At 75.5% G+C, this 23,804-nt stretch carries 20 protein-coding genes; 7 read left to right on the top strand and 13 right to left on the bottom strand.

Annotation, left to right across the window (positions count from 1 at the left end; all coding sequences use genetic code 11):
* Positions 1 to 23 precede the first annotated feature (23 nt).
* The 9 genes from ACN267_RS05250 to eccD all read right to left on the bottom strand — a co-directional run bounded on the left by ACN267_RS05250 (position 24) and on the right by eccD (position 9,060).
* On the bottom strand, positions 24 to 356 hold the full coding sequence (locus ACN267_RS05250; protein ID WP_204961569.1) for a hypothetical protein: 333 nt from the start codon (positions 354 to 356) through the stop codon (positions 24 to 26).
* Positions 356 to 802, bottom strand: a complete 447-nt coding sequence (locus tag ACN267_RS05245; protein ID WP_204961568.1) for a YbaB/EbfC family nucleoid-associated protein — start codon at positions 800 to 802, stop codon at positions 356 to 358. The genes ACN267_RS05250 and ACN267_RS05245 overlap by 1 nt, the downstream gene beginning before the upstream one ends.
* A gap of 83 nt (positions 803 to 885) precedes the next feature.
* Complete coding sequence (locus tag ACN267_RS05240; protein ID WP_421488065.1) at positions 886 to 2,964, bottom strand: hypothetical protein; 2,079 nt, start codon at positions 2,962 to 2,964, stop codon at positions 886 to 888.
* A gap of 24 nt (positions 2,965 to 2,988) precedes the next feature.
* On the bottom strand, positions 2,989 to 5,130 hold the full coding sequence (locus ACN267_RS05235; RefSeq protein WP_421488064.1) for a hypothetical protein: 2,142 nt from the start codon (positions 5,128 to 5,130) through the stop codon (positions 2,989 to 2,991).
* Positions 5,131 to 5,134: 4 nt separating this feature from the next.
* Positions 5,135 to 5,521, bottom strand: coding sequence for a hypothetical protein (locus ACN267_RS05230; protein ID WP_421488063.1), 387 nt, complete (start codon positions 5,519 to 5,521; stop codon positions 5,135 to 5,137).
* 60 nt (positions 5,522 to 5,581) lie between these two features.
* Positions 5,582 to 5,878, bottom strand: coding sequence for a WXG100 family type VII secretion target (locus ACN267_RS05225; RefSeq protein ID WP_204961564.1), 297 nt, complete (start codon positions 5,876 to 5,878; stop codon positions 5,582 to 5,584).
* Between the two features lie 31 nt (positions 5,879 to 5,909).
* The gene (locus tag ACN267_RS05220; protein WP_204923310.1) at positions 5,910 to 6,206 is read right to left on the bottom strand and encodes a WXG100 family type VII secretion target; all 297 of its coding nucleotides are present in this window, start codon (positions 6,204 to 6,206) and stop codon (positions 5,910 to 5,912) included.
* A gap of 63 nt (positions 6,207 to 6,269) precedes the next feature.
* Complete coding sequence (gene eccB / locus ACN267_RS05215) at positions 6,270 to 7,664, bottom strand: type VII secretion protein EccB (protein ID WP_421488062.1); 1,395 nt, start codon at positions 7,662 to 7,664, stop codon at positions 6,270 to 6,272.
* Between the two features lie 4 nt (positions 7,665 to 7,668).
* Positions 7,669 to 9,060, bottom strand: a complete 1,392-nt coding sequence (eccD, locus tag ACN267_RS05210) for a type VII secretion integral membrane protein EccD (protein WP_421488061.1) — start codon at positions 9,058 to 9,060, stop codon at positions 7,669 to 7,671.
* A 173-nt stretch (positions 9,061 to 9,233) separates the two neighbouring features.
* Here eccD and eccCa point away from each other — a divergent pair, with 173 nt between their 5' ends.
* A complete protein-coding gene (eccCa, locus tag ACN267_RS05205) occupies positions 9,234 to 13,283 on the top strand; it encodes a type VII secretion protein EccCa (protein WP_421488060.1) in 4,050 nt (1,349 codons plus the stop codon).
* A 34-nt stretch (positions 13,284 to 13,317) separates the two neighbouring features.
* Here the strand turns inward: eccCa and ACN267_RS05200 are convergent, their stop codons facing one another.
* Positions 13,318 to 14,769 (bottom strand): S8 family serine peptidase, encoded by a 1,452-nt coding sequence (locus ACN267_RS05200; RefSeq protein WP_421488059.1) that lies wholly within the window; start codon positions 14,767 to 14,769, stop codon positions 13,318 to 13,320.
* 212 nt (positions 14,770 to 14,981) lie between these two features.
* Here ACN267_RS05200 and ACN267_RS05195 point away from each other — a divergent pair, with 212 nt between their 5' ends.
* The 3 genes from ACN267_RS05195 (at position 14,982) to ACN267_RS05185 (ending at position 19,361) form a co-directional block, all read left to right on the top strand.
* Positions 14,982 to 16,565: a hypothetical protein gene (locus tag ACN267_RS05195; protein ID WP_421488058.1), complete on the top strand. Its 1,584-nt coding sequence runs from the start codon at positions 14,982 to 14,984 to the stop codon at positions 16,563 to 16,565.
* Positions 16,566 to 16,704: 139 nt separating this feature from the next.
* A complete protein-coding gene (locus ACN267_RS05190; RefSeq protein WP_421488057.1) occupies positions 16,705 to 18,198 on the top strand; it encodes a S8 family serine peptidase in 1,494 nt (497 codons plus the stop codon).
* Positions 18,195 to 19,361: a S8 family serine peptidase gene (locus tag ACN267_RS05185; protein ID WP_204961557.1), complete on the top strand. Its 1,167-nt coding sequence runs from the start codon at positions 18,195 to 18,197 to the stop codon at positions 19,359 to 19,361. Before ACN267_RS05190 ends, ACN267_RS05185 begins: the two co-directional genes overlap by 4 nt.
* Before the next feature lie 18 nt (positions 19,362 to 19,379).
* Here ACN267_RS05185 and ACN267_RS05180 read toward each other — a convergent pair whose 3' ends face one another.
* Positions 19,380 to 20,288, bottom strand: coding sequence for an alpha/beta fold hydrolase (locus ACN267_RS05180; protein WP_421488056.1), 909 nt, complete (start codon positions 20,286 to 20,288; stop codon positions 19,380 to 19,382).
* On the opposite strand from ACN267_RS05180, the gene ACN267_RS05175 reads away from it, so the two are divergent.
* Positions 20,192 to 20,758, top strand: a complete 567-nt coding sequence (locus ACN267_RS05175) for a CPBP family intramembrane glutamic endopeptidase (protein ID WP_204961555.1) — start codon at positions 20,192 to 20,194, stop codon at positions 20,756 to 20,758. The genes ACN267_RS05180 and ACN267_RS05175 overlap by 97 nt on opposite strands.
* 58 nt (positions 20,759 to 20,816) lie before the next feature.
* Positions 20,817 to 21,761, top strand: coding sequence for an acyltransferase domain-containing protein (locus ACN267_RS05170; protein WP_421488055.1), 945 nt, complete (start codon positions 20,817 to 20,819; stop codon positions 21,759 to 21,761).
* On the opposite strand, the gene ACN267_RS05165 is transcribed toward ACN267_RS05170, so the two are convergent.
* Positions 21,758 to 22,264, bottom strand: a complete 507-nt coding sequence (locus ACN267_RS05165; protein ID WP_421488054.1) for a MarR family winged helix-turn-helix transcriptional regulator — start codon at positions 22,262 to 22,264, stop codon at positions 21,758 to 21,760. The genes ACN267_RS05170 and ACN267_RS05165 overlap by 4 nt on opposite strands.
* 31 nt (positions 22,265 to 22,295) lie before the next feature.
* Here ACN267_RS05165 and ACN267_RS05160 point away from each other — a divergent pair, with 31 nt between their 5' ends.
* Complete coding sequence (locus ACN267_RS05160) at positions 22,296 to 23,366, top strand: GNAT family N-acetyltransferase (protein WP_421488053.1); 1,071 nt, start codon at positions 22,296 to 22,298, stop codon at positions 23,364 to 23,366.
* A gap of 23 nt (positions 23,367 to 23,389) precedes the next feature.
* Here the strand turns inward: ACN267_RS05160 and ACN267_RS05155 are convergent, their stop codons facing one another.
* On the bottom strand, positions 23,390 to 23,794 hold the full coding sequence (locus ACN267_RS05155) for an AtzH-like domain-containing protein (protein ID WP_204961551.1): 405 nt from the start codon (positions 23,792 to 23,794) through the stop codon (positions 23,390 to 23,392).
* Positions 23,795 to 23,804 lie beyond the last annotated feature (10 nt).

Genomic DNA, 23,804 nt, shown 5'->3' with positions numbered 1-23,804 from the left:
TGCGGCGGAGCCACCGTCGGCCGTTAGGTGTGCCGCCCGGTGTTGACCCCGCCGGAGATGTCGGCGTTGGTCGCCTCCATGTCCGCCAGGAGTCGGCCCAGTTCCCGCAGGTCCTCCTGGTAGCCCTGGGGAACCGCGCCCAGCAGCTTGATGAGGTCCGCGCCGACCGACGCCTTCGGCAGGTTCGCCACGATCTCGTCGATGTCCGCGTACGGTTCCCCGACGAGCCCGGGATGGTCGGTGTCGCTGTTGCGCAGCGCCTGTTGGACCCGGTCCAGTTCCTCGGTGAACGGGTCGAAGTTCGGGTTGGTCAGCCGGCCGGTGTCGGCACCGATCGGCCCCTCGGCCGGGGGCATCAGTGGGCCCCGGCCGGGGGTGCCGGCGTCGGGTCGTCGTCCGGCCCGGCCGTCCGGAACATCTCGGCGAGCAGCTTGTCCATCGGCAGCGGGCCGTGTTCCGGGTCGGCTCCGCCGGTCAGCAGGTCCATCATGGGCAGGCCGGCGGGGAGCAGCGACTCGAACGCGGCGACGGTACGGGCCATCGCCTCGCCCCGGGCCGCCTCGATCGTGTCGACCAGCAGCTCCCCCAGCTCCGGGCCGGCCATCGACCGGTACGCCGAGGTCGGAAACTTGATCGCGGTGACCGCACCCCGACTGTCAACGGTCACCGCCACCGCCCGGTTCTTCGCGGTCACCGTGCTGTAGACGGTGTGCAGGCCACCCTGGATCTCGTCGATCGCGGCCTTCTGCCGTTCGAGTTCGGCGAGCGCCTGCTCGACCTGGTTGGACAACGGACTCGACATCTGTCCTCACCTCCGGTTGTCGCTACGGTTCGTCTGCTGCCGGGCACCGCGACGGTCGACCCGTCGGGCGGCGTCGACGGCGGTCAACCCCGACCGCGCGCCTGGTCCCGGCCGTGCACCACCGGGCCGGCGGTGGGGGTCTGCTCCACCTGCACCGGCGTCGCCGCCGGCCGCCGCCTCGGCGGATCGGTCCGGCCGACCACGGCCGCCGTACACGTCGGGTCGGCTCCCCATGCCTGCTCGTCCTCGGTCAACCGGGTGGTGCGGCGGGTGTCGTCGCCCGCCCGGCCCGGTGCGCCGATCGACGGCAGGACCGGCGGCCCGAACGGCCGGCTGCCGGGCTGTCCGGGTGCCGGGGCACCGCTGCCCGCCGCGCCCGACGACCCCGGGCCGCCGGCCGCACCTGACGCCCCGGCACCGCCGGGCAGCCCCGCGCCTGCGGGCAACCCCCCGCCGCCGGCACCGCCGAGCGGGCCGGCGAGCAGGGCGGCGAGTTCCCGACCGACGGCGGAGCCGCCGACGGCCCCCCGCGACGGCGGGGCGACCGGCCCGTCCGCCAGGTCACCGATGTCGACGCCGCCGCCGGCCCAGTCGCCCAGCGCGCCGCCGGAGCGGCGGTCGCCGTCCGGGACGCCACCGCCGGCCCGTCCGCCGATCACCGGGCCGACGCCACCGGCCAGACCACCCACCCCGGCCAGCGCACCGCCGCCCCAGCCGCCCACGCCGCCACGTCCCAGGGCACCGAGCGCGGCGACGCCGTCGCCGGCCTTCCCAGAGGTGCCGAGGACGCTGCGGTCCGCGGACCCGCCGGCCAGGCTCGTCGCGCCGAGCGCCGACAGACCTGCCCCGCCGAACCCGACGCCGCCCGAGGCTCCGATCGCTCCGATCGCGCCGATGGCCGCCGGGCCGCCGCCGAGCGCGGCACCCGTCCCGCCGGCCCCCGAGGAGGAAGACGACGAGAACGACAGGTCCGGCCCACCGCCGCCGGCCCCGTCGAAGCCGGCACCACCGCCGCCGGTCCCGTCGAAGCCGCCGCCGCCGGACTGGATGGTGGACCGCACCTCCTCGGGGGGTGGAGCGCCGGTGGGGCCGTCCGAGGTGCCCGGCGGTGGCGGCGGAAGGTCACCGCCGCCGGGCGGGCCGGCGAACCGGTTGACGATCCCGCTGGTCTCCCGCAATGCGGTGACGAGCTGCGCCAACGCGTCGCGCATCGCCAGGTCGAGCCGGACGAGCTGACGCAGCCAGGCGGTGCGCAGCAGCACGTCGAGGGCGGTCCAGCCGGCCGCGGTGGTCAGGTCGAAGGTGCCGCTGACGGGGCCGGTGCCGTAGGTGTCCGGGATGGTGACTCCGACCGCGTTCAGGCTGCCCTGGTCGACCTGCGCGAGGATGCTGCGGACCGCGCCGAACAGCGCGCTTGGGTGGTACGTGTTGAACCACTGGTGGGTGTGGTCGCTGAACTCCCGCCACGCGTCGTTGATCCGCTCGCGGAACATCAGCAGGTCGTTGGACTGCCGGAAGACCCGGTCCGACCAGGCGTTGGCCTCGTCGGTGGCGTTCATGTCGCGGGTGAGCCGGTCGATGTCGGCGTGCAGGGTGTTCAGGGCCGCCACGAAGACCGCCGACGCCGAGCCCTCGAACCCGGATCCGGCCCCGCTGATCCCGTCGCGCAGCACCCGCAGCTCGGCGGCGGTGGTGAGCAACGTCTGCTCGACCCGCCACAGCAGGTTGCCGGCGTCGGTGAAGCTGCGTTCGCTGAACCAGCCGTTGGTGCCGGCGTACAGGCGGGTGAGGGCGTTGACGCTCGCCCGGTAGAAGCTGTCGAACGCGGTGGCCGGTGGGGGGCCGCCGCTGCCCTCCCAGAAGGTGACGTGGCCCCGCACGATCTCCCAGAGGTCCCGCTGCGGGTCGTCCACCCCGGGACCGACCCGACGGTAGCCCATCAGCTCCCGGTCGCCCGGGTCGATGGTGGGACGGGTGCCCCGGTCCAGTTCCTGGGTACGCCGTTCGACGAACCGGACCCAGGTGACCCCGTGGCCGGCGACCAGGTTGCGGTCGATCAGTGTGCCGCCGCCCTGGTCGGTGCCGTCGCGGCCCTCGTTGAGGACGTCCTGGAGCATTCGTTCCCAGGTCCAGCCGAGGTACTCCGGGTTCGGGGCGGTCACCGTGCGGCCCGCCCGGGTCGACGGTCAGCCACGGCGACGTCCCGTGGTACGGGTGGGCCCTGGCGTCTGGCCGGGTCGGCGCGGCGCGACCGGCATCGTGGTGGCCGGTTCCTCGGTGTGCTCGGACCGGCCGATGACGGCCATCCCGCACTCGGGGTCGGTGCCCCAGACGTCCTCTTCCTCTTCCAGCCAGGTCTTGCGTTCACGGTCCTTCTCCCCCTGCTGGCCGCCCCCGCCCATGCCGCCCATGCCACCCATCGGCGGCATCATCGGGAACCCGCCGGCCGCCGAGGAGGCGGAGTCCGTGCTGCCTGCCCCGGTGCCGCCGGGGCCGAGACCGGCCGGTTCGCCGAGCAGCGCGGCCAGTTCACTGCCGAGCGCCACCCCGCTGGTCGAGGACTGGCCAGGCGAGCCGCCGCCCAGGTTGCCGACGTCGACCCCGTCCACGTCGGTCGGGAACTGCGCCGACGGGTTGGTCGTGTCGTCGCCGAGGCCAGCCGCCCCGCCGCCCCTGACCCCGCCCACGCCGCCCGCACCCAGGCTGCCCGACCCGCCCAGCACGGGGGGCAGGCCGGGTACGACGACACCGCCGCCCAGACCGGGGCCGCCGATCCCACCACCGAGCCCACCACCGCTGCCGCCACCTGCCGAGCCGGAGCCCGTGCCACCGCCGAGCAGGTCGTCCCAGTCGGTGCCGGGCCCGCCGGTCGACCCACCGGCACCGAGGTCACCGCCACCGAGCCCCAGTCCGCCCGTCCCGCCCCCGACGCCGGACCCACCGCCCAGGCCCAGATCGCCACCGAGACCCAGGCCGGACCCACCGCCGAGGTCGCCACCGCCCTTACCGAGGTCGCCGCCACCGCCTACGCCCAGGTCACCGCCACCGCCCATACCCAGGTCACCACCGCCACCCATACCGAGGTCGCCGCCACCGCCCACGCCCAGGTCACCGCCACCGCCCATACCCAGGTCACCACCGCCACCGATGCCCAGGTCACCGCCACCGCCGATGCCAGGGCCACCACCGCCGTTCAGGTCCGGACCGTTGAGGTCGGGGGTGCCGCCCGGCGGCGGGGTGGCGCCGGTGGTGGTCGGTGGGGGTGAGATGACGCTCACCAGGTGGGTGACGGAGCGCAGCCGGGTGGTCAGCCGCGCCAGCTCGGTACGCATCGTGGCGTCCAGCTCCCGCAGCTGACCCAGCCAGGCCCCCTTGATCATGTTGTCGACGCTCTGCCAGCCGGCCTCGGTCATCAGGTTGAAGGTGCCGCTGTTCACCGTGCCGTTGCCGTACGCGTCCGGCAGGGTGATCGTGACCTGGCTGAAGTTGCCCGTCCTGACCTCGGTGACGATCTTCTTCAACGAGTCGATCAGCGTGGTCGGGTTGTAGCCGTTGAACCACTGGAACGTGTGGTCGCTGAACTCCCGGAACGAGCTGGCGATCTTGTTGCGGAAGGCGGTCATGTCGTCGACCACGTCGTCGACCTGGTCGGACCAGGCCCGGTCGGTGCTGTTGGCGTTCATGTCGACCGCCAGCCGGTGGACGTCGCGCCGCAGGTTCGCCATCGTCCCGATGAACACCCCGGAGGCGTTGCCCTGGAACCCGGAGGCGTCGTCGCCGACCCGGTCCAGGATGGTCTTCAGCTCCCGCTCCGTGCTGACCAGGCTGGTCTCCACGTCGTGCAGCATCTTGGCGGCGTCGGTGAAGCTCTTCCAGCTGAACACCGGGTTGGCACCGCTGGTCAGCCGCTGCAACGCCCCCTCGCTGGACTTGTAGAAGGTCTCGAACGCGCCGCGCGGCGAGGGCGCCCCCTCGGTCTGCGAGTCACTGAAGACGATCTTCACCTGGATGAACTGGGTCCGGGTGGTGTAGTGGGGTTTCCCGTCGCGCAGCGAGCCGACCGAGCTGATCCGGTAGAGGAAGAACTCGTTGCCGTCGAGCGAGTCGATCCGGTTGGTCACGTCACCGTCGCTGGGTGGGTCCGACGACTCGGTGACCGCATCGGTGTGGTCGACCAGGCGCAGCCACCGCACGTCCGGACCGGCCACCAGTTTGCGGTCCAGCATGGTGCCGCTGGTGCCGTCGGGACCGTCCCGGCCCTCCCCCAGCACGTTCTGGAGCATCGATTCCCAGGTCCACTGGGACATGTCCTGGTACGGAGCGGTCACCGGATCACGCCGTCGGGGTGGGGGTGGGGGTGGGGGTGCCGCCGGTGCCGGTGCCGGGCAGGAACTCCAGGAACCGTTCGGCGGTGACCGCGTTGAGCGACTCGATGTACTCCGAGTTCGCCAGCAGTTCGGTCAGCCCGACGGCGAGGCTGTTCATCGTGGTCCGGTGGCTGGTCATCCGGGCCAGCAGCGTGTCACCGGTCTTGTTGAGCTGGTCGCGGATGGTCTTGCCCGGCTCGAAGTTGCTCGTCCCGGCCGAGACGACCAGGTCGCGCAGCGTCTGCGAGACGTACTGGCCCTGCCCGGAGGTGGCGGTGTCGACCGCGTCCCGCAGGCTGTTGAGCTTCGCGATGAGCTGGTTGATGTACGGCTCGTCGATGACGATCGGCATCGGTTCCTCCGTTGGGTGAGGGTGGGGCGGGCGGCCCGGGACCGCCCGCCGCACCGGGGGTCAGACGTTGCCCTGGAACAGCGCGGCACCCCGCGCGTCGCCCAGCCGGTAGTTGTCGTGGATCTGGTCCAGCCGGGACGAGGCGTCGGCGATCGCCCGGCGCATCTCCTCGATCCCGGCGTTCCACTTGGCCTGCGCCGCCGTGAACGCCTCCCGGGTGTCACCGGAGTTGGCGTTGACGTACGTCTGGACGACGGTGTTGAGTTCGTCGATCGCGTTCTGGATGCTGGTGGTCACGCCCTGCAACTCGGCCGAGCTGTCCAGCAGACCGTTGGGGTTGAGTCCGTACGACGGCATGGGTCGTCCTTCGTGAGGGGTCGGTCGGTGGTCAGGTCCAGCTCGCGGAGAGGGCGTTGTCCTGCTCCACCTGCGCGCTGGTCTGGTAGTGCGAGGTCATCGCGGTGTTCAGGTCGAGCAGCCCCTGCTTGACCTTGCTCAGCCCCTCCAGCCACTGCTGGATGGAGGTGGTGAAGGCGGTCTTGGCCTCCCCGCGCCACTGGGTGTCCAGGAAGCTGGACGTGTTGTCGACGGCGCGCTGCGCCGCGTCGCACTGGGCGTCGGTCTGGTTCATCGCCGAGATGGTGCTGCGGATCGTCTGCTCGTCTACCTCGTTGCCGAGTGGCATCGGCGCTCCTTCCGGTTGGGGCGGCCGCGGCGGTTCCGCGTCGCCGGTTCCGCTGCCCGGCGGTCATCCGACGACCCGGGCGGGGTCGAGGGCGGGACCGGTCGGCAGCAGGTCGATCAGGTCCGGTGACACCACGGTCGCGGTCGCGGGGGCGTAACCCAGCCGCTCCGCCACCGCCGCACCGGCGAGCGGGTACTTCACCCCGGCGTCGGTCACCAGGTGGTAGGTGGTGCCGGGCTGCCCGGCGCGGCCGGCGACCACCAGCCCGCCGTATCCGGGCGCGACCGTCACCGCGTCGGCGGTGTGCGTCGTGCGGGTCACCCCGACACCGCCGCGCACGATGGCGGACGCCGGTGCCGGGCGGGCCGCGACGACCCGGGGCCGGCCGTCGGCCCCGAAGCGCAGGCACCAGGCGAGCCCGGGGCTCCGGATGGCCGCCCCCGGCGCCACCGCCGGCAGTTCCTCGGCCACGGGTGGCCGGGCCGCCAGGGGCAGCCGGGCCAGCGCCGCCGGGCTCAGCACGGTCGGCACCACCGCCCGGCCGCCGTAGCCGGCGACGGTCGCCGGGTCGGCGGCCAGCAGCGCGTACGCCAGCGGGGGCAGCCGGGCCAGCCCGTCGCGGCGCAGCAGGTAGTGCCGTTGCTCGCCGTCGGCCGGTCGGGCGGTGAACAGTTGACCGATCCGGGTCGGCTGCCCGTCCACCGTCGGCCCGGCCTCACCGCGCCCGGGCACCGGCACCGGCCCCAGGTCCACCCCGGCGGGGACCAGGTCCAACCAGGCCGCCGGTACGGTGACCGGTGGCCCGTCGTGGCCCAGCACCGCCGGCAGCCACGGTGCGGTGAGCCGGAACCGGTGACCGTTCCAGATCAGATAGCCGGCGGTCGGGTCGCCGGTGGGCCGGACCAGCACCGCCCGGTCGGCGGCCAGCGGGGTCCCGTCGGCCGCCGGGGCGACCGACAGGGTCAACGCCGTCGTCTCGGTGCCGGCCAGGTCCGTGACGCCGGGCGCGCACGCGGTCCACCCGACACCGGCCAGGCCACCGGCAGGCAGCACGTCGGGGGCGCCGACGATGCCCAGCGGCTGCCCGTGCGCCACCCCGCGCAGCGACTTCGCCGACACGGTGACCACGGCGAGTTCCTCACCGAGCAGCAGCCGGGCCGAGGCGTAGTTGAGCACCGGACGCAGCCGCCCGTCCAGGTAGAGGTAGCGCGAGCCGGTCTCCTTCTCCACCACCAGCGCCCCGGCCCTGCGCCACGCGGTCGCCCCACCGGGGGCGAAGAAGCCGTACAGGGTGAAACCGCCGACCACCAGCGCGGCGACCAGGACCCCGGCGAGCAACCCCACCGTGGTACGCCGGTGCGGTGTCTCCAGGCCGTCCGGCTCGCCGGCCACCAGCGCGGCGCTCAACCGGCCGAGCAGATGAGACTGCGCCTGCACCTGGTCACGTCGGGACTGCACGACCTCAGCCCCCGATCGACCGGAAGTAGTCGTACACGTGCAGGACGGCGAGCCCGATCGGCAGCAGCGCCACCGCCGCCGCGGTCAGCGTGAGATCACCGACCCGCCCCCAGTACGGCGTCACCCGCCGCCCGGTGAGGCTGCGCCCGGCCAGCAGCAACGCCGGTACGGCGACCGGCAGCACCGCCAACGCCAGCACCCGCGCCAGCGGTCCCGCCCCGGCCAGGGCGTCCACGGCGACCGCGACGAGCCCGACCAGCGCCGGCACCGCCTGGGTCAGCCGGTGCCAGGCGCTGGTCATCGGTCGGGCGTTGAGCGACCAGACCAGCGCGGCCAGCAGCACCAGGGTCACCTCCGCCCACCCCGCCCGGTGGGCCACCGGCAGCAGCGCCACGGCGGTGGCCGCCGCCAGGCCGGCGTACAGGGCGGTCATCAGCCGGTCGACGGCCCGCGCCCGGTCCATCAGCGGGCCGGCGGGTTCCGGGTCGATGTCCTCCTGGAGGTGCTCGGGTCGGGTCGGCAGCGGGGCGAGGCGCATCCCGGCCAGCCGGAACGCGACCAGGGGCACGGTCAGCACCAGGGCGGTCGCGGCCAGCGCGACCACCGCCCCGGCCTGCGGCCCGGTCAGCCCGCCCAGAGTGGCGGCGGCCCCGCCGAGCACCCCCAGCAGCAGCGCGACGGAGCCGGCGACGAACAGCGGGGTGGCCGCGCCGAGCAGGCCGGCGGCGAGCACCGCCACCGCCGCCCCGGTGGCGGTCCCACCGAGCACCTGCGGCCCGGTCATCCCCGCGCCGAGCGCCCCGCCGTCGCCGGGCAGCACCAGCCCGGCCAGGCCGGCATAGCCGGTCGCGGCGACGGCCAGCAGCACGCCGAACCCCCGCTCGGCGGCGGCCCGGACCACGGCGGCCCCGCCGCCCAGCGCCACCGCCGCCACCGCCAGCGCCGCCACCGCCCGCAGCGGCACCGGGCCGGGCAGCGCCAGGGCCACCAGCCCGACGGCGAACAGCAGCCCGGCCAGCCCCAGCACCACCGGGCGGACCAGCTCGGGACGCCACCGGCCGGGGCGGTCCCGCACCCCGGTCGCCATCCCGTCGACGAGGTCGTCGAAGTCGGCCTCGGGCAACTGGTCGGCGCGCGGACGCAGATACACCAGGTCGCCGTCGTGCAGGTCGAGCGCGGCGACGCTGCTCTCCTCGTCCAGCGGGGCCGAACCGGCACGTTGCAGGACCCAACCGCCGTGGCTCAGCCCGGTGTCGGCCAACCCGTCGCCGAGGTGGTGCAGCAGCGCCGGCAGCAGGTCGGCCACCACCACCCCGACCGGCACGGCGACTTCGATCTGCCGGCTCGGTCCGCGTACGACCAGCCGGCACATCTGCTCGGTCTCGGTGCCTGTCACGGCCCCTTCAACGGCAACCGGCCGAGAACGTTCAACGGCCCGGGGGAATTTTCTCCGCCCGCCGACGGACCCCGGCCGGAAACCGGGATCGACCCGGATCGGCCCCTGCTCCGTTGTGGAGGGGGGCCGACGGCCCTGGAGGGGGCCGACGGCCCGGGTGGAGGGAGACGACCATGGGGACGGTGCTGTTCCGGCGGCCGGCACGGCGCAACGGGCCGGAGATGCCCACCGGGGAGCTGACCCTCCAGGAGCCGCCGGAGCTGAGCGAGCCGCAGCACAACGGGGCCCGGCAGGCGATGATGGTGCTGCCGATGGCGCTGATGACCGGCGTGATGATGCTGATGTTCATGGGCCCGTCGCGGGGCCCGTTGACCTGGGTGATGGCCGGCATGATGGCGGTGGCCATGGGCGGGGTGATGATCGGCTCGGTCATCGCCAGCAGCGGGGAACGCAAGCAGCGTCACGGCGGTGACCGCCGCGACTACCTGCGCTACCTCGCCCAGCACCGCCGTCGGGCCCGCCGGTTCGCCCAGGACCAGCGCGACTCCAGCCTGTGGCGGCACCCCGACCCGGCGTCACTGTGGTCGCTGGCGATGACCACGCGTCGCTGGGAGCGCCGCCCCACCCACCCGGACTTCCTGGAGATCCGGGTCGGCACCGGCGAGCAGCGGCTGGCGGTCCGGATCGCGCCGATGCAGACCAAGCCGGTGGAGGATCTCGAACCGGTCGCCGCGAAGGCGCTGCGCCGGTTCATCCGGGCGTACAGCACCCTGCCGGACCAACCGGTCGCGCTGTTCCTGCCGGGCTTCGCCGAGATCCGGGTGACCGGGGACCGGACGGCGGCGCGGGCGCTGCTGCGGGCCCTGCTCACCCAGCTCGGCGCGTTGCACGCACCGGAGGAGGTGCGGGTGGCGCTCTGTGTCGACCCGGCCGGGTCGGCGGCCTGGGAGTGGGTCAAGTGGCTGCCGCACGCCCAGCACCCCACCGAGCAGGACGCCGCCGGCGCGTCACGGCTGGCCGCCGACGGGATCGAACGCCTCGAACGGCTGCTCGGCGCGGAGTTCACCGGCCGTCCCCGCTACGAGCCGGGCGTCACCCCCGACCGGGAGGAGCCGTACGTGGTGGTGGTCCGCGACGGCGGCCGGGTGCCGGCCGGTCACCGGCTCACCGCCGGCGGCTACCGCAACGCGGTCTTCGTCGACCTGGACGACCCGCCGGTGGCCACCGGCAAGGGCATCCTCAACCTGGAGGTCGCCGACGGCACGCTGACCATGCTCGGGCGGGACCGGGTGGGCCAGGAGACCCGACAGGTGCTCGCCACCCCCGACCTGCTCGGCCCGGCGGCGGCCCGCACGGTCGCCCGGCTGCTGTCGCCCTACCGGCTGGCGGTCAGCACCGAACTGGCCCCCGAACCGATGAAGGCCGACTTCGACCTCGGCACCCTGCTGCGCATCCCCGAGCTGGAACGGTTGGAGCTGGCCGCGTTGCGTGACCGGCGCGGGCCGGACGAGCGGCTGCGGGTGCCGATCGGGGTGGACGCCACCGGCGCCCCGGTCGAGCTGGACATCAAGGAGTCCGCGCTGGGCGGCATGGGCCCGCACGGGATGCTGATCGGCGCGACCGGCTCCGGCAAGAGCGAGCTGCTGCGGACGCTGGTGCTGGCGTTGGCCGTCACGCACTCCTCGGAGACGCTCAACCTGGTGCTCGTCGACTTCAAGGGCGGGGCGACCTTCCTCGGCCTGGACCGGCTGCCGCACACCTCGGCGGTGATCACCAACCTGGCCGACGAGGCGTCGCTGGTCGGCCGGATGCGCGACGCCCTGCACGGCGAGCTGGTCCGCCGGCAGGAGCTGCTACGGGCCGCCGGCGGCTACAGCTCGGTGCTGGAGTACGAGAAGGCCCGGGCCGGCGGCGCCCCGCTGGACCCGCTGCCCACCCTCTTCGTGGTCGTCGACGAGTTCTCCGAGCTGCTCGCCGCACACCGGGACTTCATCGACCTGTTCGTCATGATCGGGCGGCTCGGCCGATCGCTCGCCGTGCACCTGCTGCTGGCCAGCCAACGCGTCGACGACGGCCGGATCGGGCAGTTGGAGTCGCACCTGTCGTACCGGATCGGGTTGCGGACCTTCTCGGCGATGGAGTCCCGCTCGGTGATCGGGGTGCCCGACGCCTACGAGTTGCCGGCCGCCCCGGGCAACGGCTACCTGCGGATGGACGTGTCGACGCTGCTGCGGTTCAAGGCCGCGTACGTCTCCGGGGAGTACCGTCCCCGCCGGGCCCGGGTCCGGCAGGACGTGGTCCAGCGGCAGGTGGTGCCCTACCGGCTGGACCCGGTGGCGGCGGAGCAGCCGACCCCGGCGGTACGGCCCGCCGACGGCCCACCCGCGACCGACCCGGCCGGAGCCGGTACACCGAGCGCCGCAGCGGACACCACGGCGGCCGGGGCCGGCACGCCGCCGCCGGTGGACGGGGCGGAGCCGGCCGCGCGCAGCGTGTTCGCGATCGTCGCCGACCAGCTCGTCGACTCCGGCCCGCCGGCCCACCAGGTCTGGCTGCCGCCGCTGGCCGAATCCCCCACCCTGGACAGCCTGCTGCCGGCGCTGACCCCCGACCCCGACCTCGGGCTGGTCGCCGCGGACTGGCCCGGCAACGGCCGGCTGGTCGTCCCGCTCGGGTTCATCGACAAGCCCTACGAGCAGCTGCGTGATCTGCTCACCGTGGACCTGTCCGGGGTGGGTGGGCACATCGGCGTGGCCGGCGGCACCCGCAGCGGCAAGAGCACCCTGATCCGGACCCTGATCTGCGCGCTGGCGCTCACCCACCGTCCCACCGAGGTGCAGTTCTACTGCCTGGACTTCGGCGGCGGCACCCTGGGCACCGTCGCCGGGCTGCCCCACGTGGGCAGCGTCGCCGGCCGGCTCGACACCGACCGGGTCGGCCGGACCGTCGCCGAGGTGACCGGCCTGATCAACCAGCGGGAGCGGCGCTTCACCGAGCAGGGCATCGACAGCATCCAGACCTACCGGCAGTTGCGGGCCGACGGTCGGGTCGCCGACGACCCGTACGGCGACGTGTTCCTGGTGGTCGACGGCTGGTTCACGCTGCGGCAGGAGTTCGAGGCGCTGGAGGTGGCGCTGCGGCAGATCGCCGCCCGGGGGCTCAACTTCGGCGTCCACCTGATCGTCAGCGCGGCCCGCTGGTCGGAGGTGCACCACAGCATGCGCGACCAGCTCGGCATCAAACTGGAGCTGCGCCTCGGCGACGCCGTCGACTCCGCCATCGACCTGCGGTTGGCGGCGACCGTGCCACGTGCGCCGGGGCACGGCCTCACCCCGGAGAAGCTGCACTTCCTGGGGGCGCTGCCGCGCATCGACGGGGTGCCCGACCCGGCGAGCACCGCCGAGGGGGCGCGTGAGCTGGCCGGCACGGTCGCCGAGTTCTGGGCCGGGCCAGTGGCGACGCCGGTGCGTACCCTGCCGGCGGTGCTGCCCGCCGCCGACCTGCCGCCGGCCGAGGGCGACCTGTGGGTGCCGCTCGGTCTGGACGAGACCGACCTGAAGCCGTACTGGCACGACTTCTCAGAGCTGCCGCACCTGACCGGGCTCGGCGACAGCCAGAGCGGCAAGACCAACCTGCTGCGCCACCTGGCCCGCCTGATCGTCGGCAGGTTCACCCCGGCCGAGGCGCGCATCCTGATCGTCGACTACCGGCGGCAGCTGTTCGACTCGGTGCCGGCCGAGTACCGCCTCGGCTACTCGGTCTCGACCGACTCCACCCGGGAGACGGTCGCCGACGCGGTGGTCGGCCTCAAGGGGCGGCTGCCGGGCAAGGAGATCAGCCCCGAGCAGTTGCGCCGTCGCGACTGGTGGACCGGGCCGCGGCTGTTCGTCCTGGTCGACGACTTCGAGATGCTCGCCGGGCAGGACAACCCCCTGCAACCCCTCATCCCGTACGTTCCGCACGGCGTCGACATCGGGCTGCACATGGTGGTCGTACGGGGCACCGCGAACCTGATGCGGATGTCGATGGATCCGCTGCTGCGTCGCCTCCAGGAGGCCAGCAGCCCGGATCTCGCCCTGTCCTGCCCGCCGACGGAGGGGCCGCTGCTGGGCGGGGTGAAGGGACGGCACCTGCCGCCCGGCCGGGCGATGGTGCTGACCCGGCGCGGACACCGGATGATCCAGACCGGGTACGTCGAGCCCGACCCCGTGCCCGTCGGCTGAGCGTCCGCCCGGCGGCGGGGACGGGCGGGACGGGTCAGCGCCGACGCCGACGCCGCAGGCCGACGGTGAGGGTGACCAGGGTGAGGATCGCCGCCAGCGCGGCGATCGCGCCGGCCGGACTCCGCTGTTCCACGGTGGTGGCGACACCGGCCGGGGTGGCGTTCACCGCCGCCGCCGGATTGATCATGCCCCAGCCGTGCCACGGGTCGGGTCCGGCCGCCGGTGACGCCGCCCCATCGGCCGTGGCCGTGATCCGGGCCGCCGCCTCGACCGCGTCCAACCGGGGTGTGCTGGAGCGGACCAGGGCGACCAGCCCGGCGACGAACGCCACGGCGTAGTCCGTGCCGGTGCCCTGCACCTCGCCCGAGCCGACCCCGAGGCCCGCCACGTCCACGCCCGGCGCCACCACGTCGACCTCGCCGGGGCGGTGCACCTCGGCCAACCGGTCGTCCGGGCCCACCGCGCCGACCCGCAGCACCCCCGGCGGCAGGGCGGCACCCTGCGCGGCCGTCGCCGGGCGGGCCGCCACCACCACGGTGGTGCCCCGGGTCACCGCCGCGCGCAGCGCCGCGACCACCCGCTTGTCGGTGGTGTCCACCGAACCGCCGACCACGGCCACCCCGGCCCCGGCCGTGCTCGCCATCCGCAGCGCGGTCACCAGCTCGGTCGACTCCGCTGTGCCGGCGGCCATGCCGACGCGGACCGGCAGGACGGTGGCCTCGGGGGCGAGACCCACGAAGTCGGTGCCCCGCTGCCGGGCGGCGGCGGCGATCCCGGCCAGCGCGGTGCCGTGGCCGGTGCAGTCCCGGTCCCCCCGGGCGTCGCCGCCGGCCGCGGCGTCCGCACCGGGACGGACCCGGCCGGCGAGGGCCGGCACGGTGGCGTCCACCCCGGAGTCGATGACCGCGACCGTGACCCCCGCGCCCCGGCCCCGGGTCCAGGCCACCTCCGGGGTCAGCCGCAGCTGCGCCCACGGCACCCCGCCGATCCGCCGGTTCGGGGCCACCGTGCAGACCAGGGCGCTGGCCGGCGGGGTGCTCGGCCGGGGGCGGGGCGTCGCCGTCGGACGGGCCGGGGTGAACGCCGGCAACGGGCCGTAGCTGACGCCCGCGCCGACGGCGTCCCAGGGCAGCACCAGGACCCAGCCCCGGCGCAGCACGGCGGGGTCGGTGACCGCGGTGCCGTCCGGTTGGACCCGGCCCTTGTTCAGGGCGAAGATCTCCGGATACCGCTGCGCGTCGCCGAGGACCCGTAACGCGACCTCCCAGAGGTGTTCGACCCGGCCCTGTTCCGCGCCGACCACCAGGTACTTCACGAAGCCGTTCGGCGCGGTGCCCGGCCGGGCCGGCGCGCCGGTCGGGGGCGAGGGGGCGGGGGCGGCCGTCGCCGACGTCGCCACGGCCGCCGTCGACGCCGGGACGGCGAGCCCACCGAGCAGCAGGGCGACCAGTGGACGGGACCAGCGGGTCCGGTGGCGTCCGGTCACCGGAAGCGGGCGGGACAGCGCTACCTCCCAGCGTCGTCGTGGCCCGCCCAGGCTACGGCCTCCTGCGTGGCGGGCCCGGGTCCGGTCGATTGCGATTCGGCCAACCGGACGGGCGGACGGCGAAGCCGTACTGAACAGCTCGCCGGTCGCCGCCGTTGTAGGCAGCGGCCGGGGAAGGGCTACGCCCCGGTGGAGGATCAAGGAGGCTGACCGTGCGATTCCCGACCACCACCGGCGGGCGACAGGTGATCCGACGGGTCGCCCTCCGGTCCGGGCGGAGCGGCGTCGTCGTCACGACGGCGGCGGTCCTGGCCGCGCTTCTGCTCGCCGCCGGCCACGCCGCGGGTACGGTGCCCGCCGGGGCGACGCCACCCGGCCCGGGGTCCGTCCACCCGGCACCGTCACACGTGGGGTCGGTCGGGACGGGGTCCGCCACCGCGACGCCGCCCGCCACGCACTCCGCCGAGGCGACGCCGGCCGGACGGTACTACGTGGTGGGGCCACCGGTGGGCGGGCAGCGGGAGTACCTCTACCAGATCGCGGCCACCACCCTCGGCGACGGCAACCGGTACCGGGAGGTCTTCGAGCTGAACCGGGGCCGCCGCCAGCCCGACGGCGGACGGTTGACCGACCCGGCCGAACTACGCCCCGGCTGGGTGCTGGCGCTGCCCCCGGACGCGCGGGGGCCGGGCGTGCGGATCGGACCGCTGCCCCCGACCGGCGAAGACGACGCCCCGCCGGCCACGGCCGACCCGGGGCACACAGGTCAACTGGTCGTCCTGGCCGGACTCGCCGCCGTCGCCCTGCTCGTCGCCACCCTGCTGCGCCGGACGCCCCGACGCCGGCGCACCCGGCCCGCCCGGCCCGGGCCGGCAGGCGACGCGGTGTCCCCCGTCCCGCACCAGGCCGCCGGGGCCGACCCTACAGCTGAGATCCCCCCGACGGCCGGGGCCGACCCGACAGCCGACGGGGCCTGCGCCGCCGTGCCGGCCGGCGCTCCGGACCCGGCACGACCCGACCCACCGCGACGACCGTCCCCCGCGGACCGTCCCGCCCCGGTGGCAGAAGCCGGGGTACGCACCGACGCGACGGTACGGCCCGCTGCGGGCCGTACCGTGGATGGTCCCGACGCCGGCCCGGTGCCGCCGGGCGTCGACGGCGACCTCGACACCGAGGTGACCTCGCCGGCCGGCACCCTGGTGGTCCGGGTGCCGGGGGCGGCGGCCGGCGGCGGGCCGCCGCACCACGCCTGGCAGATCCCGGCGCAACCCCGACCGTCGATGCGGCTCCCGGTCCGGCTCGGCCACCGGCGGGGCTGGGCGCTCTGGGTCGACCTGGCCGGCACCTCGGACGTGTTCACGGTCACCGGCCCGGTCGAGGCCGCCCGGCACCGGGCCCGGACGATCGCCGAGCAGGTGCACACCGCCGGGCACTCGGTCACCGTGATCGGTGACCTGTTCGGCCCCGACCTGCCCGACGGCTGGGTCCGCCGGGCGGCCTTCCCCACCGGGGAGGCGGACCTGCCCGACGGCACCGGGGTGCTGTGCAGCGCCGCCCTGACCGGCCCCGAGCTGGCCTTCGCCCGCCGGATAACCGCCCTCACCGGGCACCGGCTGGTGCCTGTCGTCGTCGGCCGGGCGTTGCGGGCGCGCTGGTCGGTGACGGTCCGGCCGGGCGTCCCCGCCCGACCCGACCCCGTCGCCGCCGTGGCCCCGACCGGCATGGGTTCGGGTGGCGTCGCACCGGGCGGGGTGGCCCACGGCGACGGGTCCGCTGCCGGCAGTGGGGCACCGTGACCGGCGGCCGGTTTCCCGACGGCCGGGGTGAACCGTGACCGGCGGCGCGCCGTTGTGGTCCCGGGGTGCCACGTCGGACGGCCCCGCCGGGCCGGGGCGTCCCACCGGCCGATGCCCGCAGGTGACGAGGAGACGGTGGATGAGCCGGTTGCTGGTGTCCTGGACCCGGTCGCTGGGTTGCCTCATGGCGACCTGCGCGCTGCTGCTCGCCCCGCCCGGTGTGGCCCGGGCGGCCCCGGCACCGCCCCCGACGTACGTGAAGTACTACACGGTCTCCGGCGGGTCCGAGGAGGCGGTGACGGACCTGACCGGGGTGGCCGCCCGGTTCCTGGCCGACCCCGACCGGGCCGACGAGGTCTACCGGCTCAACGAGGGACGCCGGCAGCCCGACGGCCGGGCCCTCACCGCCGTCGGGCAGCGACTGTCCCCCGGTTGGCTGCTGGTGCTGCCCTGGGACGCGTCCGGCGACGAGGTCCGCTACGGCCTGCTGCCGGCGGACACCCCGACGGCGAAGCCCGGCCGGTCCCCCGCCGGTGCGCGCGTTGCGGGCTGTGTCGACGCCGCTTCCGGGAACAACGCCGGGTCCCCGTGGGTCGACCCGGAGCTGTCCCCGGCGCGCGCCTGGCCGCACAGCACCGGTGCCGGCGCGCTGGTGGCGGTGGTCGACTCCGGCGTCGACGGGGAACTGGCCGCCCTCTCCGGGCGGGTCGCGCCGGGTTCGGACGTCATCACCGGCAAGGCCCGCGCCGACACCGACTGCCTGGGCACCGGCACCGCGATGGCGAGTGTGATCGCGGCGTCCGCCGGCACCGGCTCACCCGGGCCGCCGGTGGTCGGCGTCGCCCCCGAGGCAGCGGTCCTGCCGGTACGGGTCGTCGCCGACGCCACCGACGCCGATCCACGGCGGACGGCACTCGGCATCGAGGTCGCCGTGTCGGCGGGCGCGACGGTGGTGGCCCTGGGCGGGTACGCGAAACTCACCGATCCGGCCGTGACCGAGGCCGTCCGGTCGGCCGTGGCGCACGACGTGGTGGTGGTCGCCCCCGCCACCACCGCCGACGGCACCCCGGCGGCGGCCCAGGAGGGGCTGCTCCGGGTCGCCGGGGTCGGCCCCGACCGTCGGCCCGTCCTGGCGTATCCGGCCGGTGGGGTCGACGTGACCGCGCCGGGCCTGGACGTGCCGACCCTCGGCGTCGGCGCGACCACGCCGCGGTCCCGCACCGGCACCGAGTACGCCGTCGCCTACGTCGCCGGGGTCGCCGCGCTGGTCCGCACGGCGCTGCCCGGGGCGGACGCCGTCCAGGTGGCCCGCCGGATCGCCGCCACCGCCGACCCGGGCACCCGGTCGAGCCCGAGCCCGGAGCACGGCTGGGGCATGGTCGACCCGCTGGCGGCGGTCAGCACCGGCCCGGACGCGGCGGCGGAGCCGGACCACGCCGGCTCCGGCACCTGGCCGGCGCTGCTGGCCGCCGGGCTGGGGCTCCTCCTGCTCACCGCAGTGGGGGTGTTCGGCCGCCGGGCCCGCCGGCTCACCCGCCGGGCGGCCGACGCCGCCGTCCTGCCGGAACCGGTGGAGCCGGCGGCCCTGCCGGAACCGGTGGAGCCGGCGGTGGCCCGGGGTGTGCTGCCGTGACGGGTGCGGCCGGTCGTCGGCGGGCCGGGGTCGTCGGGACGCTGGTCGCCGTCGCGGTGCTGGTGGGGTCGCCGGCCGGGGCCGCCGACGGGGAACCGCCACCGCTGCCGGCGACGGCGGGGAGCTGCGTCGGGCCGTCCCCGGTGACGGTCCGGGAGACGCCGTGGGCGCTGCGCCTGCTCGCCCCGCAGAGCAGCTGGCCGTTGACCCGGGGGGCCGGGGTGGTGGTCGCCGTCGTGGACAGCGGGGTGAGCGCCGCCGCGCCCGCCCTGGCCGGGGCGGTACGCGCGGGTGCCGACGTCACCGGCGGGCGGGCCGACAGCGACTGCGTCGGTCGGGGCACCGCCCTGGCCGGCATCGTCGCGGCCCGGCCTACCGCCGGCGGGGGCCCCGGCGGGATCGCCCCGGACGCCGAGATCCTGCCGGTGCGGATCACCGACGCGAACCGGCGGATCAGCCCGGCCCGGCTCGCCACAGGCATCCGGCTCGCCACCACCGCCGGGGCGGACGTCATCCTGGTCGCCACCGGGGTCACCACGGCGACCCCCGAGCTGGCCGACGCGGTACGGGCCGCGGTCGACCGGGACGTCCTGGTGGTCGCCGCCGTCACCGACCGGGGCGGGGACGGTGGCGGGGACCCGCCGGTGGGCTACCCGGCCGGGTTTCCGACCGTGCTGGCGGTCAACGCGGTGGGTGCCGACGGTACGGCCGGGCCGGTGGCCGCCGACGCGGGCACCGACCTGGCCGCCCCCGGGGCCGGGCTGGGGATCGCCCCGCGCGGGTCCGGCCACTACCGGGTGGGTGGCGCGGCGGTCGCCGCCGCGTACGTCGCCGGGGTCGCCGCGCTGGTCCGCGCGTACCACCCGGGGTTGTCCCAGGCCGAGGTGCGCGCCCGGCTGGAGCGCACCGCGGTCCCGGGCGGCGGGTCGACCCGGGAGGTCGGCGGCGGGATGCTCGACGCGTACGCGGCGGTCGCCGCGCTCGCGCCCCGGCAGGGCGACCCGCCGGTGCCGGTCGCGGCCGGACCGGTCGTCGTGCCGGTCACGCCGGGCCCGTCGCGGGCCGCCCGGGTGGCCGGCCTGACCGTCCTCGGCGCGTTCGTGGTGACCCTGCTCGTCGCCGCCGCCACGCTCACCCGTCGGGGCTCCCGCCGGCCCGGGTGAGCTGACGGTGGGCGGGGATCAGTCGGTGCTCTCCGGGGACGCCTGCCGGGTGGCGAAGGCGGTGCGGTGCCAGGCCCGCAGCGCGTCGGCGAACTCGACGGGCGCGTCGGACTGGAGGAAGTGGCCGGCACCGGGAATCTCGACGACCGTCGCGTCGGGCAGTTCCCGCCGCCAGCGGTCCAGTTCCGTCCGCCGGAACGCGATGTCGCGGTCGGCCCAGAGCAGCAGTGCGGGCCGGTCCCGGAGCAGGTGCAGGCAGGACGCGACGTCGGCGAGGAAGGGAGCACTGTGGACGATCTCCCGGGGCAGCACCGCTGATGCCTGCCGACGCTCGGGGGTCGCCAGCGCCGCCCGGTAGTGCCGCATCTCGGCGCTGCCGAGGGACCGTCGCCGGTGGCCGGCCGGGATCATGACGTTGACGAAGCGGTTCGCGCGTCGGATCAACCACCCACCTACCGGTCCGCCCATCAGCGTCGAGAACCGTTCGAAGTGGCGGTGGCCGGTGACCGGCCAGGCCCAGGTGTTGCCGAGCACCGTGCCGGCGAAGCGTTCGGGCAGGAGTTCGGCGACCCGCAGCCCGATCGGGCCGCCCCAGTCCTGCGCGACGAGCACGACGTCGGTCAGGTCGAGGTCGACGACGAACCGCTCGATCACCGCCGCGAGGGACGCGGGACGGCCGTCGAAACCGGCGGGTGCCACGGAGAGCCCGAATCCGGCAGGTCGGGGGCGACGCAGCGGAAGTCGGCGGCGAGCCGGGTGATGACGTCCCGCCAGACGAACGACCAGGTGGGGTTTTCCTGGCGGCGGCCGACCTGCCGCCGGTCTGGGCGATGTACGCGGCGGTGCTGCTGGTGCTCGCCCCGCTGGAGCTGTATCTCGTACACCGGTTGCGACGTGACCGTGACGAGCCCGACACCCGCTGGCCACGGCCGGGTCGGCTGGCCCGGCTGCTGGCCCCGACGCTCGCCGTCGCGGCGCTGGCACCGGGTCTGGTGCAGTGGCTGGAGCCGCAACTGCACGACCTGGTCCCCCTGCCGTCCTGGTGGCGACTGGACCCGGTGGTGGCCGGTGCCGGTCGCCCGGGTTGGCAGACCGCCGTCACGGTCACCGGCTGGCTGGTCTGCTTCGTCGTGGTCGGTCCGGTCGTCGAGGAGCTGTACTTCCGGGGCGTGCTCCTGCACCGCCTGCCCACCAGCCGGCCGGCGCTCGCCGGTGCGGTGCTGTTCGCGCTCTACCACCTGTGGCAGCCGTACGCCTGGCTGACGGTGGCGGTCTTCGCGCTGCCGCTCGCGGTCGTCGCCCGACGCCCGCGCGGCCTGGTCGTCGCGATGTCCACCCACGTGCTGGTCAACCTGGTGGCCTTCGTGGTGCTCGCCGTGGGGGCGCTGCACCGTTGACCGGCGGCCGGGGTCACGCCGGGCCGTGGGGTGGGGCGGTGGCCGGTAGGATCGGCCGGTGGACCTGGATGCCGTGGCCGCCCGGCTCGGGGTGCCCGTCGAGGAGGTCGAGCGGGTGCACCGGCTCGCCGGTGACCGGCCGTCGGCCCCGTTGCCCACCCGCGCCGACGCACCCGCCCTCCTCGACCGGCTGGCGGTACGGCCGGACGACGCCGCCGAGATCATGGCCGGCTGGCCGGACCGCGACTCTCCGGAGTGGACGCCGGAGCTGCGCTGGCTGCTCGACCGCTCGACTGCCCTGGTCCGCGCCGACCTCGGCGGGCACGAGTGGCTGTCGCCCGGCCCGGAGCTGCCCCGCGACCGGGGTCCCGCCTGGCGTCACCTCTACGTGTACGCCTACCTGGCCCTGGTCGACGTGGTCCGCGGATACCACCGCGAGCACGGCATCGCCGCCGGCGTCTCCTGGGCGACTCTCGCCGACCTGGGTCGTAACCTGGCGATCGACCGGCGGATGCGCGGCGAGGGCTGGCCGGTCATGCAGAGCTGGCTGACCCTGCACGTCCGGGGCGGCCTCTACGAGCTGGGCCGGCTCCAGCACGAGCGGTCCGGCACCGCCATCGGCCTGCACGTCCCCGACGCCGGGCCGCTGAGCCCGGAGGCGGTCGACGCGTCCCTCGACGAGGCCCGCGAGTTCTTCCCCCGGCACTTCCCCGACGAGCACCACACCGCGTTCTCCTGCGGCTCCTGGCTGCTCGACCCCCAGCTGCGCGAATATCTCCCCGAGGATTCCAACATCATCCGGTTCCAGCGCCGGTTCGAACTGCTCCCGTACGTGCCGGCCGACGGGCCCGACGCCGACGTCGAGGTGCGCCGGTTCGCCTTCCGTACGCTCAGCACGCCGCTCGACCGGCTGCCCCGGCGGACCGTGCTGCAACGCGCGATCATCGACCACCTGGCGGCCGGCGGTCACTGGCACTGGCGACACGGGCGGTTCCCGCTCTAGGGTCGGCTCGCCCCTGCCGGCGGTGGCCCGTCGGGTTCGTCGTCGGGCCGGGGCCATGCCAGCCGGCCGGCGATCCGTTCGAGGGCGGCGAGGTCCTGCGGGGTGAGCCGGTCGACGAGGTGCCGCCGTACCGATTCGACGTGCACCGGCGCGGCGTCGCGCAGGGCGGCCATCCCCGGCGCGGTCAGCACGAGCAGGCAGCCCCGCCCGTCGGCCGGGTCGGGGGCGCGGCGCAGCAGTCCGCGTGCCTCCATCCGGCTGGCGTGCCGGGACAGCCGGCTGCGGGACCAGCCCATCTTGTCGGCCTGCACGCCGAGGGTGCTGGTCTGCGCGGGCTGTTCCGACAGGGTGCTCAGCACCTCGTAGTCGGCCTCGGACAGGCCGATCGCCGCCAGGTCGTGCGCGGTGCCGGTCTGGACGGCGACCATCACCCGCCGCAGGGCCCGCCAGGCCCGCTCCTCGGCGGGTGTCAGCCACCGCACCGACCCCGGCTTTGTTGACATGTAATCAATCTAGCACCTAGCCTTCGTTTCCATGTCAACGAAACCGCTCCGTGTCCTCGCGCTGACCTGCGCCACCCGTCCCGGCGCGCTCGGTCCCGCGGTGAGCCGGTGGCTGCTCGACGCGGTCGCCGGCCGGGCGGCGGCACTGGACGTCGAGGTGGTGCCGGTGGCGCTCGGCGACCTGGACCTGCCGTTCCTCGACGAGGAGGAGTCGCCGTCGTCGGGCGTCCACCGGCACGGGCACACCCGCCGGTGGAGCGCCACCGTCGACACGGCGGACGGTTTCCTCGCCGTCACCCCGGAGTACAACCACGGGATGCCGGCGACGCTGAAGAACGCGCTGGACTACCTCGGCGGCGAGTGGGCGTGGAAGCCGATCGGTTTCGTCAGCTACGGCCACACCTCGGCCGGCACCCGGGCCGTCGAGCACGCCAAGCAGGTGGTGACGGCCCTGCGCATGGTCCCGACGGGCAGCACGGTCGCCGTGCGCATCGGTGACGCCGTGCGCGACGGCCGGCTGCGGCCCGACGCCGACCGCGATGCGGCCGGCGTCGCCCTGCTGGACGAGGTGGTCCGGCTCGCCCACGCCCTGCGGCCGATGCGCGAGCGGGAACGGGCCGCCCCCGGCCCGCTGCCCGGGTCGTACGCCCGGCGGCTGACCCGCGACGACGCGCCCGAGGTCACCGTGCTGCAACGGTGCTGCTGGACGGAGGAGGCCCTGGTCAACGAGACACTGGACATCCCACCGTTGTCCGAGTCGGTGCCGGAGGTGCGCCAGTGGCTGGCGGACTGGCACACCATCGGCCTCTGGCGCGACGGTCGGCTGCTGGGCATGGTGCGGACCCGCACCGACGGCACCGACTGCCACCTCGGGCGGCTCGCCGTCGTACCCGACCTGCGCGGGCGGGGGGTGGGCCGGTGGCTGTTGCGGGCCGCCGAGGTCGCCGCCGGACCGGGGTGCCGCCGCATCGAACTGTTCACCGGGGCCAGGAGCCTGCGCAACATCGCGCTCTACCGGAGCGTCGGCTACCGGCCGTTGTCACCGGCCGGCCCGGACGGCACCGTCCACCTGGCGAAGCACCTGCCCGACACCGCACGCTGACCGGCCCGCCGACCCACGCCGGGTCAGGTCGCTGTGTCGCCGTCGGCCGGCGCGCAGGCCGGCTCGGAGACGTGCGCGGTGACGATCCGCCAGCCGACGGGCAGGCGTACCCAGGTCTGGGTCTGCCGACCGGTGGCGGCGGCGCCGGGGTAGCCGAACCGGGTGGTCACCACGGCGAGGTCCGGGCCGAACGTGGTGACCACCGGGTCGACCAGCCGGCGGCCGGGCGGTAACGCCGGTTGGGCGGCCCGCCACGTGCGCTGTTCGTCCCAGCCGTACTGGTGGTCGGCGAGGCCGAACCGCACGGTCCGGTCGGACTGCCAGAAGTAGCCGCAGATCCGGTCCGCGTCGCCGTCGACCAGCGCCTGTTCGTAGCCGGCGAAGGCCGCCGTGACCTCGGCGACCACCTCCGCCCGGTCGATCTCCATGTGGTGCGTC

Origin of the sequence: Micromonospora sp. WMMD734, from assembly GCF_049178975.1 — a bacterium.
GTDB classification, from domain to species: Bacteria; Actinomycetota; Actinomycetes; order Mycobacteriales; family Micromonosporaceae; genus Micromonospora; species Micromonospora wenchangensis.
This window is presented reverse-complemented; position numbering and strand designations above follow the sequence as displayed.